Origin of the sequence: Clostridium estertheticum (genome assembly GCF_011065935.2) — a bacterium.
Taxonomy (GTDB): Bacteria; Bacillota; Clostridia; order Clostridiales; family Clostridiaceae; genus Clostridium_AD; species Clostridium_AD estertheticum_A.
This window is the reverse complement of sequence record NZ_JAAMNH020000001.1, coordinates 1,602,094-1,625,088: the sequence shown is the minus strand read 5'-3', so window position 1 is coordinate 1,625,088 and position 22,995 is coordinate 1,602,094. Positions and strand designations below refer to the sequence as shown.

At 31.5% G+C, this 22,995-nt stretch carries 25 protein-coding genes and 1 pseudogene; 9 read left to right on the top strand and 17 right to left on the bottom strand.

Annotated features, from left to right (window positions below; genetic code table 11):
• Positions 1-40: 40 nt before the first annotated feature.
• The 4 genes from G9F72_RS07505 to cax form a co-directional block, all read right to left on the bottom strand.
• Entirely contained in the window at positions 41-667 is a 627-nt protein-coding gene (locus tag G9F72_RS07505) for a lysophospholipid acyltransferase family protein (RefSeq protein WP_164956696.1), read from the bottom strand.
• Entirely contained in the window at positions 664-2,877 is a 2,214-nt protein-coding gene (locus G9F72_RS07500) for a glycosyltransferase (RefSeq protein WP_164956695.1), read from the bottom strand. The genes G9F72_RS07505 and G9F72_RS07500 overlap by 4 nt, the downstream gene beginning before the upstream one ends.
• A 54-nt stretch (positions 2,878-2,931) precedes the next feature.
• Positions 2,932-4,035, bottom strand: a complete 1,104-nt coding sequence (locus G9F72_RS07495) for a YbhN family protein (protein WP_164956694.1) — start codon at positions 4,033-4,035, stop codon at positions 2,932-2,934.
• A 325-nt stretch (positions 4,036-4,360) separates the two neighbouring features.
• Positions 4,361-5,404: a calcium/proton exchanger gene (cax, locus tag G9F72_RS07490; RefSeq protein WP_164956693.1), complete on the bottom strand. Its 1,044-nt coding sequence runs from the start codon at positions 5,402-5,404 to the stop codon at positions 4,361-4,363.
• Between the two features lie 229 nt (positions 5,405-5,633).
• Here cax and G9F72_RS07485 point away from each other — a divergent pair, with 229 nt between their 5' ends.
• Positions 5,634-5,795, top strand: coding sequence for a hypothetical protein (locus G9F72_RS07485; protein ID WP_164956692.1), 162 nt, complete (start codon positions 5,634-5,636; stop codon positions 5,793-5,795).
• Positions 5,796-5,986: 191 nt separating this feature from the next.
• Here the strand turns inward: G9F72_RS07485 and G9F72_RS07480 are convergent, their stop codons facing one another.
• Both G9F72_RS07480 and G9F72_RS07475 read right to left on the bottom strand, forming a co-directional pair.
• Entirely contained in the window at positions 5,987-7,411 is a 1,425-nt protein-coding gene (locus tag G9F72_RS07480) for an MFS transporter (protein ID WP_164956691.1), read from the bottom strand.
• A 19-nt stretch (positions 7,412-7,430) separates the two neighbouring features.
• A complete protein-coding gene (locus G9F72_RS07475; RefSeq protein ID WP_164956690.1) occupies positions 7,431-7,865 on the bottom strand; it encodes a MarR family winged helix-turn-helix transcriptional regulator in 435 nt (144 codons plus the stop codon).
• A gap of 266 nt (positions 7,866-8,131) precedes the next feature.
• Between G9F72_RS07475 and fdhF the strand changes: the two genes are divergently transcribed.
• The 7 genes from fdhF to G9F72_RS07440 all read left to right on the top strand — a co-directional run bounded on the left by fdhF (position 8,132) and on the right by G9F72_RS07440 (position 15,162).
• Positions 8,132-10,168 carry a formate dehydrogenase subunit alpha gene (fdhF, locus tag G9F72_RS07470; protein ID WP_164956689.1) on the top strand — a complete coding sequence of 679 codons (2,037 nt, stop codon included), beginning with the start codon at positions 8,132-8,134 and terminating at the stop codon, positions 10,166-10,168.
• Positions 10,169-12,100: a 4Fe-4S dicluster domain-containing protein gene (locus tag G9F72_RS07465; RefSeq protein WP_202054834.1), complete on the top strand. Its 1,932-nt coding sequence runs from the start codon at positions 10,169-10,171 to the stop codon at positions 12,098-12,100.
• A gap of 13 nt (positions 12,101-12,113) precedes the next feature.
• Positions 12,114-12,728: a molybdenum cofactor guanylyltransferase gene (locus tag G9F72_RS07460; RefSeq protein WP_164956688.1), complete on the top strand. Its 615-nt coding sequence runs from the start codon at positions 12,114-12,116 to the stop codon at positions 12,726-12,728.
• Positions 12,725-13,495, top strand: a complete 771-nt coding sequence (gene fdhD, locus G9F72_RS07455; RefSeq protein ID WP_164956687.1) for a formate dehydrogenase accessory sulfurtransferase FdhD — start codon at positions 12,725-12,727, stop codon at positions 13,493-13,495. The genes G9F72_RS07460 and fdhD overlap by 4 nt, the downstream gene beginning before the upstream one ends.
• A gap of 244 nt (positions 13,496-13,739) precedes the next feature.
• Complete coding sequence (locus G9F72_RS07450; protein ID WP_164956686.1) at positions 13,740-14,018, top strand: hypothetical protein; 279 nt, start codon at positions 13,740-13,742, stop codon at positions 14,016-14,018.
• Positions 14,019-14,032: 14 nt separating this feature from the next.
• On the top strand, positions 14,033-14,389 hold the full coding sequence (locus G9F72_RS07445; protein ID WP_164956685.1) for a transposase family protein: 357 nt from the start codon (positions 14,033-14,035) through the stop codon (positions 14,387-14,389).
• Positions 14,390-14,679: 290 nt separating this feature from the next.
• On the top strand, positions 14,680-15,162 hold the full coding sequence (locus tag G9F72_RS07440; RefSeq protein ID WP_164956684.1) for a hypothetical protein: 483 nt from the start codon (positions 14,680-14,682) through the stop codon (positions 15,160-15,162).
• A 49-nt stretch (positions 15,163-15,211) separates the two neighbouring features.
• Here the strand turns inward: G9F72_RS07440 and G9F72_RS07435 are convergent, their stop codons facing one another.
• The 7 genes and pseudogenes from G9F72_RS07435 to G9F72_RS07400 form a co-directional block, all read right to left on the bottom strand.
• Positions 15,212-15,676 carry a RyR domain-containing protein gene (locus G9F72_RS07435; protein WP_224676022.1) on the bottom strand — a complete coding sequence of 155 codons (465 nt, stop codon included), beginning with the start codon at positions 15,674-15,676 and terminating at the stop codon, positions 15,212-15,214.
• Positions 15,676-16,171 (bottom strand): annotated as a pseudogene (locus G9F72_RS07430) (Sua5/YciO/YrdC/YwlC family protein). The gene G9F72_RS07435 and the pseudogene G9F72_RS07430 overlap by 1 nt, the downstream one beginning before the upstream one ends.
• 15 nt (positions 16,172-16,186) lie before the next feature.
• The gene (locus G9F72_RS07420) at positions 16,187-16,582 is read right to left on the bottom strand and encodes a hypothetical protein (RefSeq protein WP_224676020.1); all 396 of its coding nucleotides are present in this window, start codon (positions 16,580-16,582) and stop codon (positions 16,187-16,189) included.
• Positions 16,583-16,589: 7 nt separating this feature from the next.
• On the bottom strand, positions 16,590-16,721 hold the full coding sequence (locus G9F72_RS07415; protein ID WP_224676019.1) for an acylphosphatase: 132 nt from the start codon (positions 16,719-16,721) through the stop codon (positions 16,590-16,592).
• A 129-nt stretch (positions 16,722-16,850) separates the two neighbouring features.
• Positions 16,851-17,786 carry an ABC transporter ATP-binding protein gene (locus G9F72_RS07410; RefSeq protein WP_164956683.1) on the bottom strand — a complete coding sequence of 312 codons (936 nt, stop codon included), beginning with the start codon at positions 17,784-17,786 and terminating at the stop codon, positions 16,851-16,853.
• A 72-nt stretch (positions 17,787-17,858) separates the two neighbouring features.
• Positions 17,859-18,749: a glycine betaine ABC transporter substrate-binding protein gene (locus G9F72_RS07405; RefSeq protein WP_164956682.1), complete on the bottom strand. Its 891-nt coding sequence runs from the start codon at positions 18,747-18,749 to the stop codon at positions 17,859-17,861.
• Entirely contained in the window at positions 18,750-19,415 is a 666-nt protein-coding gene (locus G9F72_RS07400; protein WP_164956681.1) for an ABC transporter permease, read from the bottom strand.
• A 216-nt stretch (positions 19,416-19,631) separates the two neighbouring features.
• Here G9F72_RS07400 and G9F72_RS07395 point away from each other — a divergent pair, with 216 nt between their 5' ends.
• Positions 19,632-19,907, top strand: a complete 276-nt coding sequence (locus G9F72_RS07395) for a DapH/DapD/GlmU-related protein (RefSeq protein ID WP_318010943.1) — start codon at positions 19,632-19,634, stop codon at positions 19,905-19,907.
• 220 nt (positions 19,908-20,127) lie between these two features.
• Here the strand turns inward: G9F72_RS07395 and ybaK are convergent, their stop codons facing one another.
• The 4 genes from ybaK to G9F72_RS07375 form a co-directional block, all read right to left on the bottom strand.
• Positions 20,128-20,598, bottom strand: coding sequence for a Cys-tRNA(Pro) deacylase (gene ybaK / locus G9F72_RS07390; protein ID WP_164956680.1), 471 nt, complete (start codon positions 20,596-20,598; stop codon positions 20,128-20,130).
• A 486-nt stretch (positions 20,599-21,084) separates the two neighbouring features.
• A complete protein-coding gene (gene lepB / locus G9F72_RS07385) occupies positions 21,085-21,621 on the bottom strand; it encodes a signal peptidase I (RefSeq protein ID WP_224676018.1) in 537 nt (178 codons plus the stop codon).
• 492 nt (positions 21,622-22,113) lie between these two features.
• The gene (locus G9F72_RS07380) at positions 22,114-22,518 is read right to left on the bottom strand and encodes a peptidoglycan-binding domain-containing protein (RefSeq protein WP_164956678.1); all 405 of its coding nucleotides are present in this window, start codon (positions 22,516-22,518) and stop codon (positions 22,114-22,116) included.
• On the bottom strand, positions 22,518-22,859 hold the full coding sequence (locus G9F72_RS07375; RefSeq protein WP_164956677.1) for a glycoside hydrolase family 73 protein: 342 nt from the start codon (positions 22,857-22,859) through the stop codon (positions 22,518-22,520). The genes G9F72_RS07380 and G9F72_RS07375 overlap by 1 nt, the downstream gene beginning before the upstream one ends.
• Positions 22,860-22,995: the final 136 nt, after the last annotated feature.

Here is a 22,995-nt window from a genome sequence, read left to right as displayed (position 1 = left end):
GTTCTATTTTACAAAGATGCCACTTGTCACGTGGATGGCACTATTGCATCGTTTTTAGGACTTGCTTTCTTATAGCTATAGCTTCATTGTCTAGGTCTTTTTTGCTCACCTCTAGTGGATCATAAACATGAAGTTCAATTTTGTTAAAAGGTAGAGGAATGGTGAAGTTGTCCCATCTGCCTTTTAATTGTATTTTTCTTTTACAATTGATTGTAAGAGGTAGCACCTTACGCTTTGTAAGCACTGCTGTGATAAATGGAAACCGCTTTGGCTGATGATAAGGACCTAAGGGACCATCAAGAGTAATTGTTAAATTAGCACAGCCGGGTCCACTTATTTCACGTCGAATTTTAAATAAAAAGTTTCCACCTTCACTTTCATCAGGTATTCGAATTGTCTTGTATCCAAAATGATCACATATTAAATTAATGTAATCTCCACGTCCATTATTAGTAGTAATTACGTAGAGCCCTTGTCCGCTAAGGTAAGGATATAAGCAGTAGCTATCCCCATGCCAAAATACAATAATAAATTTTTCATCATGAGCAGATTGCAAAAGTGTATATTGGCCAGTAGATACTATTTTGCTAGTTTTGTACACAAATTTAATATAATAAATAGAAATAAATGTGGTGATTTTGCCGAGAAAATCAGATATTTTATTCATCTAAATTCGCCCCTCTTTTTATGAATTATAGCTTTGCGGTATACTTCCACAGTGTTTTCTGCCATTGTATCTAAGGAAAACTTTTTAGAAAAATCATAGGCGTTTTGACACATTTCACTTAATATTTTAGGATGCTCCATTAAATAAATAACTTTTTCAGACCACAAGTCTATATCAGCTTTAGTCATAAATCCATTATATTCATTATGAATTACGTCATCTATTCCACTAGAACGAATAGCTACCACAGCACATTTTCCAGCCATTGCTTCTAATATTACCATGCCCTGAGTTTCAGATTGTGAGCTAAATACAAAAATATCTGAAGCCATATAGTACTTGCAAACATCCACAGGACTTACGAGTCCCATAAGAATTACTGTATCCTTTAATCCTTGTTCTTCTATAGTTTTCAATATATTTTCTTTTTCAGGTCCATCTCCTATAATAATGCATTTAAAGTTTACCTTGGAATTATCTTTTATACGTTTAATTCCCTTTAATAAAAAATATATATTTTTTTCTTTTGTTAAACGGGAAACGGAACATAAAATCACTTCATTTTGCAGCTTATATTTTTCAGTTATAAGTTTTACTGAATCAATATCCATATTGTCATAAAAATCAAAGTCAATGCCTGTGGGCAACACAGTTTTATCTCTACTTACACCAATGTTTGCTAAGTATTCACTTGCTGAATTAGTTGGTGCTATTATAGCATCACATTTTTGAGAAAATATTCGAATTAATTTATGAGAAGCTATATTTTCAAAAGTCTGCTTGAATAGCGGCAAATTATGGGCGTATTTTTCAAGTCTAGTATGATAAGTCAAAATAACAGGTAGTCCATATTTTTTCCCAAGCTCAAGTCCTTTTGTTCCCATCCAAAATGGGTGATGTACATGAATGGCATCAAAGTTTTGATTTGAAAATATTTTTTCTATCCTCGAGGAAAAAATATTAACAATAGCGAAATCAAAGGGCTTGGTCCTATAATAAATTAATAAATTACACCTAATAACATTAACATCTTCAAAGGTTTTAAGGGGATATTTCGGAGCGAATATTACCACATTATGCCCCTGCCGCCTAAGACCCTTTGTGAGCCTATTAATAGAAATAGGTACCCCACCAATAAAGGGAGCATAGTTATTGGTGAACATAGCAATATTTAATTTTTCGCTATTTTTAATATTTTCCGGTACTTCATCATATTCATTATAATAATTTACACTTTTGCTTACTTTATAGCTAATCACTAATCCCAAAAATATAAATATACACAGTATTAGAATGAAATTAAAAAAGTTCAAATAAAAAATTGAATGAATATAAAACCAAAGATTTTCAAAAATACGATAAATAGCTGTGTTTGAGGTCATCTCCTGTTTTATAACACTATAAGCTACCTCATCATTTTTTATATTTACTTTAATATAGTGGTAAAAGCTATTTTCATTATTAAGAAGTAAGGCTCCACCAGCACCACCACTTATAAAGTATTGAACATCTTTTATTTTTTTACTATCAAAAACCTCCATTCCAGAGGTGAAAACAGCTGTTATTTTATATTTTGTAAAGGTGTCTGTTAAAAAGTCACAATATGCACTATTAAGTGATTTAGTGTTTTGAATTTCAAATGGGGGATTATTCATAATTACAAATTTATATTTATATTTATCACTAGCACTTAGCTGCTCTTCTATCCATGCTTTCTGCCATTGCTGCGAGGTAATTCCTGTGGTATCTAGAAAAATAAAAAAAACATCATTTACGCTATATGAAAAATAATAAGGACCATAATGGTAATAAAATTTTGAATAACCCCCATTTGAAGTCTCTTTATCACCTACTCCAATAATGCTTGGAATTTTTATTTTATTTAAACTTTTATTTAGTATTCTATATTTATCTTCATCTCCTGCTATTACTGCATTTCCCGTAGAAATAACAAAATCAAGATCCTTATCAGTATTTATTTCCTGAACTATTTTTTTATCGAATATATCGATAGAACTTTTTATATTTCCAAGTATTGCAAAAGAAATATCCTCATTCTCCGCAATATAATCTAGCTTTTGTATATTTTTAATATTAGTTGATACAAAGTCAGTTTCAAAAATAAATAGATAGCCCTTATAAAATATAAAAATTAATAATAACGCAATATCTATACACAATAGAATCTTTAACCTTTTTTTCCCCCTCATAAAGTCAATTCTACCCTCCTGAATATTAAATCATTACCTAAAGCTAAAATGTGTTTAAATGCTTTTGGCTTCAAGTTTATTTTTGACTATTTCTAAATAAAAAATTGTGAGACCTATTACCATACCTAAATACATGGTAAAAAATCGCCATGAAAAGGTTAATGAAACTATATCAGTTTTTTCAACAAAATTAGAAAACATAAGTGTAAACCCGCCCTCGGCAACACCTGTAGCACCAGGAGTTGGAGCAAAATACGTTAAAAAAGTCAATAAAACTTGAAGCGAAATAATTTGACTTGTGGAAATATTAGAGTTAAGCCCTTTAATAAGGACAACTGGAAACATAAATAAAACAAAAAGATATAAACTCATAAAAATTACTGATAATAAAATATTCTTTTTCTTACCCTTTAAAAATCTTTTAATGTTTAGAGCAAATATGTCAATTTCTAAAAAGCTGTTATTTCTAAATTTTTTAACTACAGTTTTTGAAATTATTTTTTTACGTTCCAATAAATTCAATATTTTAGACAGATTTCTTTTAATTACGTTTGTATTTTTCAGTACTTTATAAAATCCGAAAGTAGCTAAAATATATATAACAACTAATGATAAAATATAAATCATATTATTAGTGCTTGGAAGTATTTTAAAAAGATTTTTATCTTTTATTAAAATTATTGGCGTTGTTATAAAGAAAAAAATAATAGGGAGCACAGTCTTTATTGTAGTTGCCGCAGTAGCATCACCAATTGAAATATCTTTTTTACTTAAAAAATATATTTGAGCAAAAGCACCTCCAGTTGCAAAGGGAGTTATGTTCGATAAAAACATGTTAATGAATGCCAATTTAACAAGATATCCGAGAGTGACCTCAATTTGTAAGGATCTCAAAACGTATAAAAATCTCAGTGCATCTAAAAGAAAATATAAAAATAGCAAAATGACAAGTGCTAATAATATAATAGGAGACAATGATTTAAATGCATAAAATGATATATTGCCACTAAAATGCTTTTCTATAAATACTACAGATAAATAGGAAGTGCCAATAAATATAAGTGTAAATATGGAGTATGTTAGTATCTTTGTTTTTGTAATTAAATTATTATGCTCTTTTAGAAGCTTTGATTCAGTATTACCATTGATTTTACTCATTCTTTTTCTCCTCCATGGTAGATGATAAGTCACTGGACTAAGAGAATACTATAAATATTTTCACTTTAGAATGTTGAATCTATTCTAACTTCACCATATTTAAATCATATGGCTAATTTGCAAAATTTATGTGTGAATTATCTGTTCATATTGATTCTGAATATTATTATAACTATAGAACCACTTTACAGTTATTATTCTATAGTTATGATTAAAACCACAGAAAAAAACACAGTTAATACCCTTATTTTATAAGGATTTTAACTGTGTTTCCTTCTAATTTCACACTACTAAAGTTCTTGCCATCAATGTCTAACTGTACTTACTAAAGTATTAAAAAGCATATAGCTATAATAATATAAACTGCTATAAGTTGAACTCCTTCAAGCCAATTTGATTCCCCATCGCTAGAAACTCTATTTGCTATGATCACTGCCACTATTAATGCTACTAACTCAAATTCATTAAAAATAATGCTCATAGGCTTAAATAGTAAACTTAAAAAAATTAATATTGGAGCAACAAATAAAATTATTTGCAGACTTGATCCTATTGCAATTTCTACTGCTACATCCATTTTGTTTTTTAGTGCCATTGTAACTGCCGTACTATGTTCTGCAGCATTTCCTATAATAGGTATAACAATTATCCCTACAAAAAAACTACTAAGACCAATAGCCTGGGTCATTGCTTCTACGGACCCAACTAAAAATTCACTTTCAACTGCTATACATACCGTTGCAATTGTAAGAATCAAAATAGATTTTTTTAAGCTCCATTTTGATTGAACTTCTTCTTTATGCTCAGCTCCATATACATCTTTGTGAGTGAAAAATGAAAAATATAAGCCTAAATTATATATAATAAACATAATTAACGCTACAGCTATACTTAAACTCTCATATTTTGAAGTCAATAAATCACCCTTAATTGTATGAGTAAATATGGCTGGTATACTAAGACCTATTACTGAAAATAAAAGCATACTTGAAGAAACTTCCACAGCCTTTTTATTAAAACTTTGTGTCTTAAATTTACAACCACCAAAAATCATACTTGCACCTAGCACAAGTAATATATTTCCTATTACGGAACCAACAATTGATGCTTTAACCACTTCAAATAACCCTTCTTTAAGAGCGAAAAAAGCTATTATTAATTCAGTAGCATTTCCAAAGGTGGCATTTAAAAATCCTCCTATTCTAGGCCCTGAATACACTGATATTTCTTCTGTAGCTTCCCCCATGAGTCCCGCCAAAGGTATAATTGCAAGAGACGACGTAACAAAAACTAAAGTTGGACTTAAATGCATAAGTTTAAACACTATACTAACTGGTATTAGAATTAATAAATATCTAAGATACTTCATAAACATTCACTGCTATAAAAATTATTTTTTTAGCAGTTTTTCACCCCTATCATAAAAATTTTAATAATGAAACATTAATAATTAAACAATTATACCACGATATAAGTCAAAATTGCTTCAATAAAATAATTCAAATTAAGTTACCTGCTAATTATATTTATTGATTGTTAAAATAATCCTATTGTGTTAACATTATCTTAATAGAATAATCGGAAAAGGAGGCTTATTTGTGTTACACCCAGTTGATGAAAAACTTGAACAAGAAATTGAATTTGAAAAAGATACTTATATTTGCGAAATTTGTGAAGGCAAAATAGTTTTAGATGATGAAACTAATACACTGCCAAAATGTCGCATATGTAATGAAGCAGAATATTATAAAACTAAATGATGAAATAATTTCATTTTAATTAGCCCCCAAATATACTAGTATATTTGGGGGCTATCCTTTTTAGTTGTTACTATACTTCCTTTGAATAAATGGGTGATGGATTTGGAGCAAGTATTACAAAACATGACATATCTGCATTCCCAGTATTTCACTATATACTATTTTTTCTGATATTTTCTCTATTTTTATAATTATTTAGTTTTACTTCTATATAATCTTAAAAAGGTTAAAATCGCTCCAATCATACAAATAACAGCGGCGGTTATATATACAGTTCTCATACCATAAATGAAGGCATCATTCCGCCCGATCACATAATCAGTTACACGATGACCAATTTTGTAACTCATCCGATTATACAAAAGTGTAGTAGATAAAGCTATTCCGCACACCATACCTAAATTTCTCACAAGTGCGTTTACACTTCCTGCAATACCTAGCTTATCTTTTGGTACTGTGGACATTATCAAGGAATTATTAGGCGATTGAAATAATCCATTCCCTATAGACATAACTCCTATAAAAAACACCATGCTAATTATTGAAGACTGCTCATTTAAAGTTGACATTAATAGTAAGCCCAAACTTGTAACCACAAGCCCTATAAAAGTCAGAATTTCAGACCCTATTTTATCTGACAAATGACCACTAATCGGTGACACTACTGACAAAACTAATGGGAAAATCATAAGTATTAGTCCCGTGGATGCGGGTGAAAAGTTAAGCACATCCTGAAGATAAAAAGGTTGAATAATAATTGAACAAAAGATGGCTACAAATGATATAAATCCACAAAAGATACTTAGGGAAAATAATTTATTTTGAAAAATCTGTAATTGTAATAATGGATTTTCACGCATCTTTTCCACTTTAATAAATGCTATGAAAGAAATAGTTGCTATTAAAAATCCCAACAAAATTATTGGCTCAGTAAATCCAACTACTTGCCCCTTTCCTAGGGCTACAAATAGAGGAACTATAGCAAACATAAATAATAACGCTCCAACCCCATCCAATTTTCCCTTTGCTAATTTGTGCCCTTTAGGAAGTATCTTAAAACTATAGAAAAGTGTTATTATACCTATTGGTACATTTATTAAAAATATATATTCCCAACTAGAGGCATCTACTATAAATCCTCCCAGTGGTGGACCTACCAATGATCCAAGTGCCACGAAGGTTCCAGTGATTCCGAGTGCTTTTCCTCTTTCATTTGCTGGAAATACTTCAGTAATAATCCCTTGGCTATTGGCCATAGTACCTGCGGATCCTATCGCCTGTATTACTCTAGCTAATACTAAAATCGGAAGTGAACTTGTTATTCCACAAAGTAAAGAACCTATTGTAAATAACGCTATTCCAAACTTAAATACCTTTGTTTTACCAAGTATATCTCCCAATCTTCCAAAAACTAATATAGTTGCTGATATTATAATTAAATAACTTGTTACCACCAATTGAATACTTGCTGATGTTACATTTAAGGATTTAGCCATGACAGGTAGCGCTACATTTACAATACTACTATCCAGGGTAGCCATAAAAGTTACCATTACTACTATAAATAAAATTACCCATCTATTTTTATTACTACTATTATTATTTTTCAAATCCATTTCAATTCTCCTTTTAACCTTATAGTTTGATTTTCTTTATATTGTTTAGAATCACATTCAAGGAATCTATAGTAATAACCTTCGCTTCATCATTTAAATCCACTGTTATTAAATGGACCAATTTATGAATTTCGCCTAGAACTTTTGGAATTATAACCTTAGCTTTCTCTGTTAAATATAACTTATAGGCTCTAGAGTCAGCCTCATCTTCTTTCCTATCTAAGTATCCCAGCTTTATAAGTTTTGTTATGGTCCTAGCTGACATAGCCTTATCATAACCTAATTCACTACTTATTCTACTTTGACTAATACCTTCATGTTCCCTTAATATAAGTAAATATGGGTAAGAACCGCTGCTTAATTCATACTCTTTTAACACCCTATCCAAATAGACTTGGGTTGTTCTAAAAATCTTATTATTGAGTTTGATTAAATGCATTATGTCATCCTGCAAAATTGTCACCCCTTATACTTATTTATCTTAATGATATTCATGTTATTTTAATTGACAAGTCAACCTTATTATAATAAAATATAGTTGACTTGTCAACTATGTTAATTACTTATCTAATTATTACTTATCTAATTTAAATCATGTTATAATTTTAAGCAGGAATATAGATAAAAATGGGGAATAATTAAAATATATTTAATTGCAAATTAGTGTTAATGTAAAATCGTGGTTTTTAAAATAAATAGTTGTCACTAAGGGGTGAATTTATGAAGAAAATACTTACTACCTGTGGTTATTGTGGATGTGGATGTAATTATTACTTAAATGTTGAAGACAATGAAATAGTAGGAGTTACTCCTAAAAATAATGATATTGTTAGCAAAGGAAAACTATGCGTTAAAGGTTGGCAAGGATATAGTTTTGTTAATCATAATGATAGGCTAAAGGCGCCTTTAATTAAAAATAAAGATGGAAACTTTGAAGAAGTTACTTGGGAAGCTGCATTTGAGTTTATAAGTAAATCATTTAAAAGCATTATTAAAAAGAATGGCTCAGAAGCTATTGGGATACTATCCTCTGCCAGGTGTACTAATGAGGAAAATTATCTTATGGTAAAACTAGCAAGGTCAGTACTCCATACAAACAATGTAGATCACTGTGCTCGCCTCTGACATAGCCCTACCGTGGCTAGTTTAGCCATAGCATTTGGAAGTGGAGCCATGACTAACTCAATTGATGAGCTAGAGAATGCAGAGGTTATCTTTGTTATTGGGTCTAATACCACCCAGCAACATCCTCTAATAGGTATGAGAATAGTAAACGCTGTTAAAAATAATGGAGCAAAATTAATTGTAGCAGATCCAAGGAGGATACCAATAGCTGATAATGCAGCTATTTATGCTCCTATTGCCCCTGGAACTAATTTAGCGTTTATAAATGGATTATTAAATGTAATTGTAAGTGAAAATCTAATGAACAGTGATTTTATAGAAAATAGGACCGAAGGTTACGCCGAATTTAAAGCTTCCATCCAAAAATATACACCAGAGTTAGTTTCAGTTATTACTGGGATACCAGAAGATACTATAAGGGAAATAGCAAGACTATATGCCAAGGCAAAAACAGCCTCAATTGTATACGCTATGGGCATAACCCAGCATATTAGCGGCACAAAAAACGTAGCAGCCCTTGCAAATCTGGCACTATTAACAGGTCAAATAGGACGAGAATCCACAGGCGTAAATCCGCTTAGAGGACAAAACAATGTCCAAGGCGCCTGTGATATGGGAGCACTACCTGATGTACTTCCTGGATATCAGAGCTTAAAAGACGATATTGTAAAGAAGAAGTTTTCCAAAGTTTTTGGGGAAGGATATGCAAGTGAAGTTGGGATGACCTTAGGGGAAATGATGGATGGTGCCTTTAACGGTAGTGTTAAATCACTTTTTATCATGGCTGAAAATCCAATGCTTTCAGACCCAAATCACAATCATGTAAAAGAGGCCTTGGAGCATTTAGAGCTTCTTGTGGTGCAGGACATTTTCATGACAGAAACTGCAAAGCTTGCTCATGTAATATTACCAGGATCTAGTTTTATTGAAAAAGATGGAACCTTTACAAATACAGAAAGAAGAGTTCAAAGGGTAAGAAAAGCTATAGAACCTGTTACAAATAGTAAAGCAGATTGGCAGATAATATGTGATCTAATAAGCTCCCTGGGTTCCTGCGCAGATTATTCTTCCCCCTTGGAAATAATGGAAGAGATAAGAACATTAGTCCCTAGTTACGGAGGAATAACTTATGAAAGACTAGATAATGATGGCCTTCAATGGCCTTGTACGGATATTAACCATCCTGGAACAAAATTCTTGCACAAGGAAAAATTCGCTGGCGGTCTTGGGAAGTTTAGTGTAAATGAATATACTGAGTCCAGTGAAATAGCTACTAGCGAATACCCATTTATTTTAACAACGGGACGAATAAATCATCACTATCATACTGGTACTATGACTAGAAGATCTTGGGCACTAGACAGAGAGTTTCCTCATGGTTTTATGGAGATTAATCCAAGGGATGCTGAAAAATTGGGATTAAAAGAGCGCAGCAAGGTAAAGGTAACCTCTAAAACAGGAGAGGTAATAACTGAGGTTCATATCACAGACAAAATAAATTTAGGAGTTGTATTTATGACTTTTCACTTTGGTGAAGAATTAGTAAATAAGCTTATTGGTAGAAATTTAGATCCCGTAGTTCAAATACCAGAATTTAAAGTTTGTGCTGTAAAAATCGAAGGGGTGAAATAATTGTATATTCTTAAAGTGTGTGATCTAACAGAACTTCTAGATACTTGGTCTAAGGCATCATTTGAAGTTTATGCACCAGTGAAAAATGAAGGGCAGGTTATGCTCCTTCCTTATGCTAGTAATGAATTGTGCCTAGACTATATTAACTTTCCCTTTCCTGTAAAGGAATTTCTTTTTAAGCAAAAGGAGGAGCTTTTCCACTGGACTAAAAAGAATGGGTTAATAAATGTTCAACCTTCTGAAATTTGCCCAAAAGAAAGTATACTTTTTGGAATTAGATCCTGTGATGCATACGGTCTCGCATATATGGATAAATTTTTTCTAGAGGGTTACGTTGATGAAATATACCAGAAAAATAGAGAAGCAACCACTATTGTTGCAGTAAACTGCCTAGAGATAGGGCAAGATTGCTTTTGCAATTCAATGAGTACTGGCCCCTTTGCTAGTGTAGGATATGATATTCTTTTTACTCCCCTAGAAGATAAATATTTAGTAGAAGTAGCAACTGCAAAAGGGGATGAGCTAATTCGCCTTGGAGGTAAATTATTTACTGCAACTGATAATACTTTATTAAACGAGAAAAACGTAATTGTAGATGGTCTTATAGATAAATTCAAAACGGTAATTAAAGTAAATAATATTGCCCAGGTTCTGGAAGATAATTTTAACCATCCACTATGGGACACACTTTCAAAAGAATGTGTTTTATGTACTGGCTGTACAAATCTTTGCCCTACCTGCACTTGCTTCAACGTGGTAGAAGAAAATAAGAGTTGTGACAGTGGCTGTAGAGTTAGGTGCTATGATTCCTGTCAAAGTGATTCCTTTACTAGAAATGCAGGAGAACATAATCCAAGAAACCATATCTCAAGGGTTAGATATAGATTATATGATAAATTTAAATATATTGAAGAAAAATTTGATATGAAGGGCTGCAGTGGGTGCGGAAGATGTATAAATGTTTGTCCGGCTTCAATTAATGTGGTTAATGTAATCAATAAATTAGGTGAAGTGAGTAACACAAAAGATGCCAGTAACACAGTCCAAGCACCTATTCAAATAAATCACCACCCTATAAATATTATTAATGGTGACCATATTGAGAATTGTGAGAGTAGTTATACTCCTCAAGTTGCTATAATTACAGATATTATTCAGGAAACAAAGAATATCAAGAGATTTTTCCTTCAATATGAAGATAAATCACTTCATGACAATTTTATATTTTCCGGGCAATTTTTCGAAATAACCGTATTTGGTGTGGGAGAAATAGCTGTATCCATTCCTTTTTCACCGAGTCAAAAGTATATTTTTGATTTTTGTATAAAAAAGGCTGGTACGGTAACTAATGCTATGCATGAAATGGTTATTGGGGATAGATTAGCATTAAGAGGACCTTTCGGCAAAGGATTTCCTTATGAAGAACTTAAGGGTAGAGATATTATTATTATTGGAAGTGGTGTTGGTATTGCACCAGTAAGAACCACCATAACTAGAATCCTTGAAAACATTGGGGAGTTTGGCAGTATTGTTATTGTAGGTAGTGCAATGTCCTACGAGGGCCTAATATACAAGGATGATTTAATAGCATGGAGTAATATACCTGGTGTAAAGGTTTTGTATGCCCTTAGTAGTCCCACAGATATTGTTAATGCCCATGTGGGTTATATAAATGATTTGTTACCTGATTTAGGACTAGACTTTGAAAATACTTCGGCAATTATCTGTGCTTCTCCAAGGCGTATAAAGGCCCTTGCAAAAGATTTAATAAAACTTGGAATGAAGGGCACTGATATATATACCTCTCTAGAAACGCATATGCGCTGTGGTATAGGTAAATGTGGACATTGCAAGGTAGGAAATAAATACATGTGCATAGATGGACCAGTATTTAATTATGAAGAAATGCTGACATTGCCGCCAGAATTTTAGAGGAGTGAAACTATTGAAAGACTTTGGCTCTGCAATTATTTTATGTGGTGGAAAAAGTAGTAGAATGGGCTTTGATAAGTGCACAATTAAAGTTAATAATAAGTATTTAATAGATATCATTGCCGAGGAACTTACGCAGATTTTTGAAAGTATAATTTTAGTATCAAATGACCTAGAAAAGTTTAGAGATACTAAATATATGGTGGTACAAGATATAATAGCAAATTCAGGCCCTATAGGAGCTATTTATACAGCACTAAAAGGGGCTACTTCTAAATATGTTTTTATCACTGCTTGTGATATGCCCATAATAAATTTAAATTATATAAAATATATGATGGAACTTATAAAAAGCGAAAATGTAGATGGAGTTGTATCTTATAATTCTAAATATATAGAACCACTTTACGCTTTTTATTCTATAGACATGATCGATACCTTTGAACGAGAGCTAAAGAAAAATAACTTTAAGCTTCTTGATGTAATTAAAAGCAGTAGAATGTATTATATAGAAGAAAATAAATGGAGAGAATATTGTAGTGGTATGGATGTTTTCACTAATTTGAATTATGAATCTGATCTTACAGCATTAAAAAATATATTTATGGAGGACTCAGAACTAAAATGAACATAACAAAAGAAGTAAATATTAAAAAGATAAATAAGGAGCTTCAAGAGGATACCTTGGATATTATAATAGAAGAAGTATCCTTAGAGATATTTGTGAATCATGAATTTTATGCAACCCTTATGTGCACCCCCATTGAAGTAAAGGAATTAGCTGTAGGATTTCTTTTTTCGGAAGGAGTAATTACATCTACGGGTTCCATTGAAAGTATAGAAGAAAAGTATGAAAATAGGGTATGTATCATTTTAGATCATGAAATAACCGTAGATCCGAGTAGTGCGCGCGCTATAACCTCAGGCTGCGGTAAGGGTAGTATCCATGTGATTTCCCTTGAGGAGTGTAGTATTAATTTTATAGAGAGCAATTGCAAATATGCTATTGTAAATATCTTAGAATTAATGGGTGAATTCAACAGTAAATCAGAGCTTTTCAAACAAACTGGAGGTGTCCATAGTTGTTGCATTTGTAGTTATAACAATATACTTCTTTTTTCGGAGGATATTGGACGACATAATGCCCTAGATAAGGTGTTAGGAAAAGCTCTCTTAAGTAATATGGACCTTAAAGATAAGCTTATAATGACCACAGGTAGGATTTCTTCAGATATAGTTGTTAAAGTATCAAAAGCAGGTATACCAATTATAGTTTCTCATTCGGCACCAACATCTTTAGCACTAAGTATTGCTAAAGCTGCAAATATAACCATAATAGGTTTTGCACGAGGTAGCAGGATGAATATTTATTGCAAAAAATATAGAATATTTTAATTGAAATTTAAATAAAACCAGGAGAATTTTAACTTATGCTGTTTAAAATATAAAAATTGCTAGGATTATTTCTCCTAGCAATTTTATTACGTTTCCAAATGCCTTTATAGAATCTAGCAATACAAGTTTTTTTCGTTCTATCTTTACTGATATCTTGGATTTATTTAATATACTATTAGTCTTATGATACATGTTCATATCATGAGATATACTGCGACACTTTTAGTGCTAAGAAAAAATTTCCATGCGATTTGGGGGACCAAGAGGAAGACTAATCAGTGCTACAGATCGCATTAAAGCTTTAGAACTGATTGATGAAGCAGTACAAGGTGGCGCTCGCTTAAGTCCATGCTGCACCGAAGTTGGAATATCGACTAGGACTTATGAACGATGGTCACTAACTCCTGAATCCACGGAAGATAAACGGCCCCTAGCACATAGGAAGCCTCCTAAAAATAAACTTAGTGATGAAGAAAGATCTGAGATTCTCCAGGTTGTAAATGTCATGAGTACGCCAATCTAGTTCCTGCACAAATAGTGCCAAAACTGGCTGAACAGGGGGTTTATATTGCTTCAGAATCTACGATTCACAGAATAATTAAAGAAGAAAAACAAAACACTTATAGGTCTAAAGCGAAGGCACCTGTGAAAAGAGTGCCTCCTACCCACATAGCAACCGCACAAAACCAAGTTTGGACGTGGGACATAACGTGGCTTGATGGCTCTGTGAAAGGTCTATACTTTAAGTTATATCTAATACTAGATATGTTCAACCGTATGATTGTGGGTTATGAAGTTTGGGAAACAGAGAATGCAGAATATGGTAAGATCCTTGTTAAACGTGCTCTACTTGCGCAGAAAATATCTGGTATGCCCTCTTATACTTCGCTCTGATAATGGAAGCCCTATGAAGGCTGCAACTTTCCTTGCGACGGCAGTTATTATCTTGATGAAACAAAATTAATATCATTAGCAAAAAATACACTTTCTCCACTTTATTATGCCTATTCTACAGGAGCATCTTATAATTACCAAAATAACTCTTTATTAAATATTAATTTATGAGTAATTTTTAATACTTCAATAACATAGCATTAATTTATAATACTATATAAAATTAATGCTATGTTATTATAATATATTATTATGGCTCCATCAAAATAAACGTCATAAAGGAGTATTTTATGAAAAGGTTTTATATTGCAATAATCATCATTCTTTTATTTATATTTGTCGGATACAGTTATTTTATTACTACACCAAAAACAATAAATAATGTGTATAAAGGAATTGCATATAAATTAAATGATAGTAAGTTTTCTAAAAACGTCATTATTAAATTAGATGGCCAATATAATAAAAAAACTAAAGTATTTAAAGGTAACTTAATTATAAATGACAAAGAATATCCTCAATGTACTTTATCTTCAGCAACTATGTGGATATGTTATATTGAAAATAAAAGATACCTCATGGGGACAGTTTTTACAAATGCTAACTTAGATCAAATGTCATTTGAAATTAGCAATGAACAATTATATTATGATTTAACTAAGGAAGCCAGTGTAAATGATAAATTGATAATTAGTGTACCATCAAATAATAGATTAGAAGCAATAAAAATTAATAATAACTTAGAACAATTTGGTGTAATAGGTAAACCGTAATGACTTCCGACTAATTTACTAACATCAAGGGGATTTATATAAAAAATTTTTAGTAAAGTTTTGACTCACAATGACATAAAACCTTTAGTGGTTCTATCTTAAAATTTGATTTTGCCAATATTTCTGGCCAAATCTTAATCATTTGGTATACCTTGTTTTTCTTCTCTTCTGTCAGCTTGTCCCAAGGTACAAGCGCATGATTAATTTTTTTCTTATTATCTTCTACTTCACCATACTTGAAGCCAACCTTTTTTCTATGATGATACCAACGCATATGCTCCTTTTCAGCTAAGACACCCAATTCTTTAATTGTAAATTCTATAAATGCTGGTTTTTCTTTAACAGAAACAATATCATAATTAATTTTAAGTAAGACATTAGGAATATTTTTAGCTTGATCACGGTTGGAATTTTTAAGCTCTTCACTGAGATCCTGCCATGGTATTATAAAACTGCCATTCATATTTCTGTTATTTTCATAAATAGCTATTGCAAGACTTTCATTTTTTCGCATTAGTTAACATGCTCATCTCGAGTATTGCTTCCATAGCCGCAAGCTAAGATATTTCTAGTATTATTCCATTTAAAAGGCTCAGGTACAAAGCCTCGAGCTCGCCTTATTATTGTTTGCTGTTTATCTACAACCTTTAATACAGAATCATCAACTGGCACATGTATCTCACGGTTATGCAAGAGAAAATAATCTACAATACCTGCAAGGCCAGATCGGGCAGAACTATCTTTATATTCTATAGGTAAGCCATTAACATTTGCACTAGTCATAATAAGCACCTTAAGTTTTTCTGAAAACAATAAAATATGAATAGGTGTATATGGGAGCATTACTCCCAAGTTTTTTTGATTAGGTGCAATATTTTTTTACTGTTTCTATATTATTTATCATAACCGCAAGAGGATTAAATGGTCTTTTTTTCCTCTCCCTTAAAATACTCACTGCAGTTTCATTTAATCCATCACAGGCAAGATGAAACCCGCCTAGCCCTTTTATAGCAAATATTTTACCTTAACTAAGCTGGTTTTGAGTAAAAATTATAGGATCTTCTATATATAATTTGTTACCTTTAAAATCTTCTGTCCAAAGCTCCGGACCACACTCTTCGCAAGCATTTGGTTGTGCATGAAATCTCCTATTTGTAGTATCTAAATATTCACTATTACATTTTTTACACATCTTAAATTTACTCATTGTAGTTTTTTCTCTATCATAAGGCAATTCTTTTATTATAGAAAACCTAGGACCACAATTCGTACAATTAGTAAAGCCATAGCCTCGCCATCTATTATTTAAATTTAATATCTCTTCTGTGCATTCACTACAAGTAGCTATATCAGGTGGTATAAAAGTGATTTTATCTACACTTACTTCACTTTCATTAATTTCAAAACTGGAATAATTCAATAGGTTATCAGACTCCCTGAGAGTTATTATTCACCCAACCTTTTAACCCAAAATCTTTTGCTAGATTATATACAAATGGACGGAAGCCTACACCCTGAACTATTCCTTCAACCACAATAAAACTTCTCTTTTTATCCATAATACACATCCCTCACATATATTTTGAGTTTCAAAATTCATTCTCATCACATAATTTAACCTAAAATAACAAGATATGCAACAAAGAAAATAAAGGAAATAAGATATAATCTATCTCATCCCCTTTTCCTTAAATCCTATCTTTTATATACTTTAGTGAAAACATTCCAACAATTTTCCCTGTTTTATCTTCCACTGATATGTGGTCTAATCCATAATTAAATAATATTTTAATTCCTTCCATAAGTGAAGAGTTCTCTTTAACCCTAGGACTGCTCTTTTCTTCAAAGCCGGGAATCATAACGTCCCGAACAAGGGTTACATTCAAATAGGCAGTAAAATTTTTAGTACCAAAAAAATCCTCTACAAACTTATTACTCGGATTAAATATCATTTCTTTTCTACTTCCTTGTTGAACTATTTTTCCATTATCAAAAAGTACTATTCTACTTCCGAGTCTAAAGGCCTCATCTATATCATGAGTAACAAATACAACAGTTTTCTTTACCCTCTCGTTAAGTTTTAGCATCTCTTCTTGAAGCACTCTTCTTGTTATATCATCCACTGCTCCAAAGGGTTCATCCATAAGAATTATATCCGGATTTGATGCTAGGGCTCTTGCAACTCCAACTCTCTGATTTTGACCACCACTTAATTCTCTAGGATATTTTTTTAAATATTCTGAGCTAAGACCAACAAGCTCTATTAATTCTTTAGCTTTCTTCACTCTCTCTTCTCTTGGTACCTTTTTAATATTTAACACATAACCTATATTATCCTCTATACTCATATGAGGAAATAGACCTATCTGTTGAATTACATACCCTATACTTCGTCGTAGTTCAATAATATCCCACTGATTTATCTCTTTACCACTTATAAATATATTCCCTGAATCTGGCTTAATTAAGCCATTTATAAGTTTAAGCATAGTAGTTTTCCCACAGCCAGATTTACCAATTAAGGTAATAAACTCCTCACTATGTATAGTAAAATTCAAATCATCTATTATTTTTACTCCATTTTCATAACATTTTGATACATTTTCAAATTTAATAAGTTCCATTTGTATTAGTCCTTTCTTTACAAACCTTTTGGCTCTAATATAGCATGAACAAAAGTCAAGCTTAGACTATTTCTATTTTAATAATCCTTTACCCTTTAAAAATTCCACTGCTACATTTTTGGGATCTTTCTTTTCACCTTCCACTAAATAATTCATCTTAGTCATTTCTTCATCACTTATTCTTCCTTGGAGCACATTAAGTACAGATTCAAGTTCTGGATATTTTTTAAGTGTCTCTTCTCTTATTAAAGTTGTAGCAAAATATGAAGGAAAGAAATTCTTATCATCCACAATAACTTTTAAATCATATTTTTTTAGGAGTGCATCTGTTGAAAAAGCGTTTATTACATCTACATTGTCAGAATTTATTGCTTCATATTTAAGTCCTATGTCAATTTCTCTCTTCTCTTTAAATTTAAAACCATATTCCATTGCAAGACCTTTATATCCATCTTCTCTCTCGTAGAAATCAGGCTCTGAACCAAGTTTTAAGCTATCACTCTTACTAGCTAAATCAGAATAAGTATTTATGTTTAACTTATCCGCAACAGATTTTTTGATTGCAAGAGCATAGGTGTCATTAAACCCATATAACCCAAGCCATTTTATACCATATTTAGATGAGTACTCTTTTTTCACTTCTTCATATAATTTAACAGGGTCCCTAATTAAATCTTTTTTAAGTACAAAAAGCCAACCTGTACCTGTATATTCTGGATATATATCTATTTCACCCTTAAGCATTGCTGGTTGAATATTTGAAGTTCCTCCGCCTATGCCTAATTTCTTTTCCACCTTTATATCCGTATTAGCTTCAATTAAAGCCGTTATCATTTCTGCTAATATATATTGCTCTGTCATTGGTTTTGATGCCACCACAACTTTTTTTGTTTTGCTTCCACACCCGACTAATGATACAACCATAATCAAAGCTAAAGCACTTGCAAGTATTTTTTTATTCATTTATATCCCTCCAATTTTCACCGTTCCAAAAACCCTTTTTCTTATTTTTTTTTCAATAATACCTAAGGACAAATCTGATACTACTGCGAGAGCTGCCACAAGTATGCTTCCTGCAGCTGTCATTTCAGGAAAATTTGTGGTTATACCTCTCCATATTGCCACTCCAAGGCCACCTGCCCCTATAAATGAGGCTATTCCACCAAGAGCAATAGTCATTACCACCATAGTTCTAAAGCCTGCGATTATTACTGGTAATGCTAAGGGAAGTTGTACCTTGAAAAGTAATTGACTATTTGTACTACCCATAGCTACTGCAGATTCTATTATTTGTGAATTCACTTCACTTATTCCAACATAAGTATTTCTTATAATAGGAAGCACTCCGTAAACCGTCAGTGCAATTAAAGCACTTTTATTTCCTATACCAGATATTGCAACTAAGAACCCAAACAAAGCAATGGAAGGTATAGTATATAAAAAGTTTGATATTCCAAGCACTATACCCGCAGCCTTCTTATTTCTTGTTATATATACCCCAAGAAGTAAACCAATTACCGTAATAAAAATTATTGCTGTTCCTGAGAGGAAAATATGCTGAATAAATAATTCAAGAAAAAAATCAAACCTTTCACTATATAATTTAAAAATCTCTAAAATAAAATTCATTTTTCACCTGTTGCCTTTCCTTAAAATACATTTCTTGCTGTACTTGTAAAATATAAATTAAATGGTATTTTTGTTATATTTTTATTATATTTGCACGGACAAGCATTGTCAATAAAAAGTAATTATTATATCATGTTTCTGAATAGGTGTTAGTAGTGTCGTTTTAGTAGATGTTTATATGCCAATTTTAATTTTCTAGTTTTAGATGATGGACTTGTGACAATTGGAGATGATGTATTATTTGCTCCTAATGTGAGTATACTTACTGCAATGCATATAGTTGATCCTAAGTTAAGACCCAAAAATGCTGATTATACAAAAGCTGTAACAATAGGAAACAATGTATGGGTTGGTGGAGGATCTATAATAAATCCTGGTGTAAGTATTGGTGATAATAGCGTAATAGCTTCTGGTAGCGTGGTTACAAATATTCCAGACAATGTGGTGGCTGCTGGAAATCCTTGTAGAATAATAAAATATTTAAATCTATAACCTTGTGAATAAATAAAAAAGTAGCAATATATAGTTATTTAAAACTATATATTGCTATTTCTGATACCTATTTAAATATATTTCAGTATTTTCAACACTGCAGTTATAACCTACCTAAACTGCCTATTTTACTATGCTTCCCCTATTCTAGTTATATCATTTTAATTCGAAATTTACAATTTTAGGAAGTTTTTGTTAATGTTTTTTATTAATTGTTAGTTCATTTTATTAAATCATTGAATGAGCCCTCTACAATATCCACTAATAAATTCGGATTAATTTCAATTTGAAATCCTATTTTCCCAGCACTTACAATTATGGTTTGTAGTTCAAGAGCACTATTATGTATAAATGTTTTATACTGTTTCTTCATGCCTAAAGGAGAACAGCCACCTCTAATATATCCTGTATACTTTTGAAGTTCACTCAGATCTAACATTTCTATTGTCTTCTCATTGGTTATTTTAGCTACTTTCTTAAAGTCTATTTCCTCTGTAACTGGAATCAGGAAAATATAAATACTTTTAGAAATTCCCTTGGTAACTAGAGTTTTATATACATATTTTTCTTCTCTACCTATCTTTTTTGACACAGCTATTCCATCTATTTTATTATCTTTGACATCATAAGTTATAACCTCATATTCTACCTTCATTTTATCTAAAATTCGCATTGCATTTGTTTTTATCATTATTTTCTCCTTTGTTGATTGATTACTTACTTTATCCTTTTTACTTCACTCCATCTCTCTGCCACAGTAGTAATGTTTATAGAAGTATTATTTTTTAGTTTTTATCAAAAAAACTTTTAATAAAGTCCTTTTGAATGGAAGAAGAAACTTTTCCATCTAGTTTTCCTGTTATATTTATATACTTTGTTAATGGAGAGTCCATATACACCCTGAAAAAATCTGAATGTGTTGTATCATTTATTTGATATAGTGCAGTTGTTCCAGAACTTTTGTCTATTAAGGGTAGTAACCGCAAAACACGGATTTTATACGTTAAGATATATATTACCAAAACACCGATATATTCAAAAAGTTCTTTGAATATATCGGTGTTTTAATTACTCTAAAATATATTTTAAATATATTCCTTAAAAATGAAAAAGATAGGATTTGAGTCACACTAAAAGAATGCTATGACCTAATAGTATTTGAATATAGTGTAGCTTTCTAATGATTAAGAGCATCCTTTCCAATCACAAATATTCCTAATCTTTTAAACGGATATACAACAAACTGTGCTTTCCCTTTTATATTTTTACTATCTATATACGGATCTTTCCATCTTCTGGCATCATTTGAGTCTGCTCTATTATCTCCAAAAAACAAATATTTGTTTTCTGGAATTTTAAATTTTTTATCTAAATCATCCGGATATACTACATATGGCTCTTCAGTTTTGACCCCATTAATAAAAACTTGTCCCTTATCTTTTATAACAATTTCATCTCCTGGTAGACCTATCAGTCTCTTTATCAAAGTCTCTTTTAATTCATCAGATTTGAAAACTATTATATCCCCTCTTTTTAGATTCTCTTTTTTATATACCCTTGTAACAGTAATTTTATCTCCTGTCTTTATAGTAGGGTACATTGATGTCGTTGGAACTGTAACTTGGAAAAATAGTAATTTATTTATTAAAGTTGCTATAATTATTGCTGCGACAATAGGAATTACCCAATTACTAAATAATTTTTTATAGTTCAAATCTTCATCTTCCTTTCGAATTAATAAAGATATCAAAGTGTCCATCATATCTTTATTTATTAAATAATATTTACTCCGTTATATTATAAAACTACTACCTATTTATTAGTATATCATTATAGTAAATATAATTCTAATTTTTATAAATTATTGCAATATCTCCCTCAAAGGTCCATATTATCTATTAAAGTGTAATCAGAACTATCATCAAAGTTATACTGACCTAAATGCTTCATAATTTGATCCTAATTTATATAATTCGTCAATTCTATTGTTATGTATACTGTTTAAATCAATATTTTCAAGCTTTAAATTGCGAATATATTCAATTCTATCCGCAACTGCATTGAAAGCTTTTGATGGGGACTTTCCTGATATCTCACGAAGCCAGGATAATTTAGTTTTTTTCTCTGTACTTTGAACATTTATTAAAATATCAAGACCTTTTTGGTAATAACTGTCTTAACGTATATTTTCCCCGTTTTGCGAGCACTACCCCTGATAGGCATTAACAAGTCTTATAGTTTCATTTCCATAAATACCATCGATAGCTGCTCCAGCTCTCCATTGGATGTATCTTATAGCTGTTTTATAGACCGTAGACATAAGGCTACATAGGGGCTTTCCCATAATACTTTTTACTTCAGATAATACTTCCGTTCCACATATGCCATACATAGAAAGGCCTAGTATGTCCTGAAGCTTTTTAATTGCGCTTATGGTTAGTGGTCCACTGGTGCCATCTATAACTAAAGCATTATTATTTGCATCTCTTATTTTCATAAGGTTTAAGCACTGCTGCAAATACTTAATATCTCCTGAAGAATTGTTTTTAGAGATTTCAGATCTAGGAGCAGCATCATAAATATAAAGCGTATTTTCTTCAATTATGGCCATTAGTTTTTTAGGGTACTCATTATCAGTACAGATTTGTACCTATTGAAGCTTAAAAGCTTTCCATGGTCGAGGATGCTGGCCTCTAGAAAGTCATACTTTCTAAATTTGCACACCATGGAAGTTTTGACTGCATTAATCCAATCGTGGGTGTTAAGCTCTTGAGCTTCATATCCGCAACCATTTGTCCATTTGATACCGAATATGTTATTACCTTTAACATGTTGCAGCCAGCCTGTTTCTAATATGGCTTGGGCTATGGTTAATGAGGGAAGGATGTTGTATTTTTCATAGGATAGTAAGGCTCCTGGGATAAGGTCTTTTATTATTTGGGTTTTGTTCATTGGTGATTCCTCCTTTGGGGTTTTAACTTATATATATGGAGGAGGAGAGAGTTTTTTAGATTTGGGTAAGATTATTTTAGTTAGGGTAAGAAAGGTTACTAGTGAGCTCAGCGTACACACTGGAAAAGCCCCACTG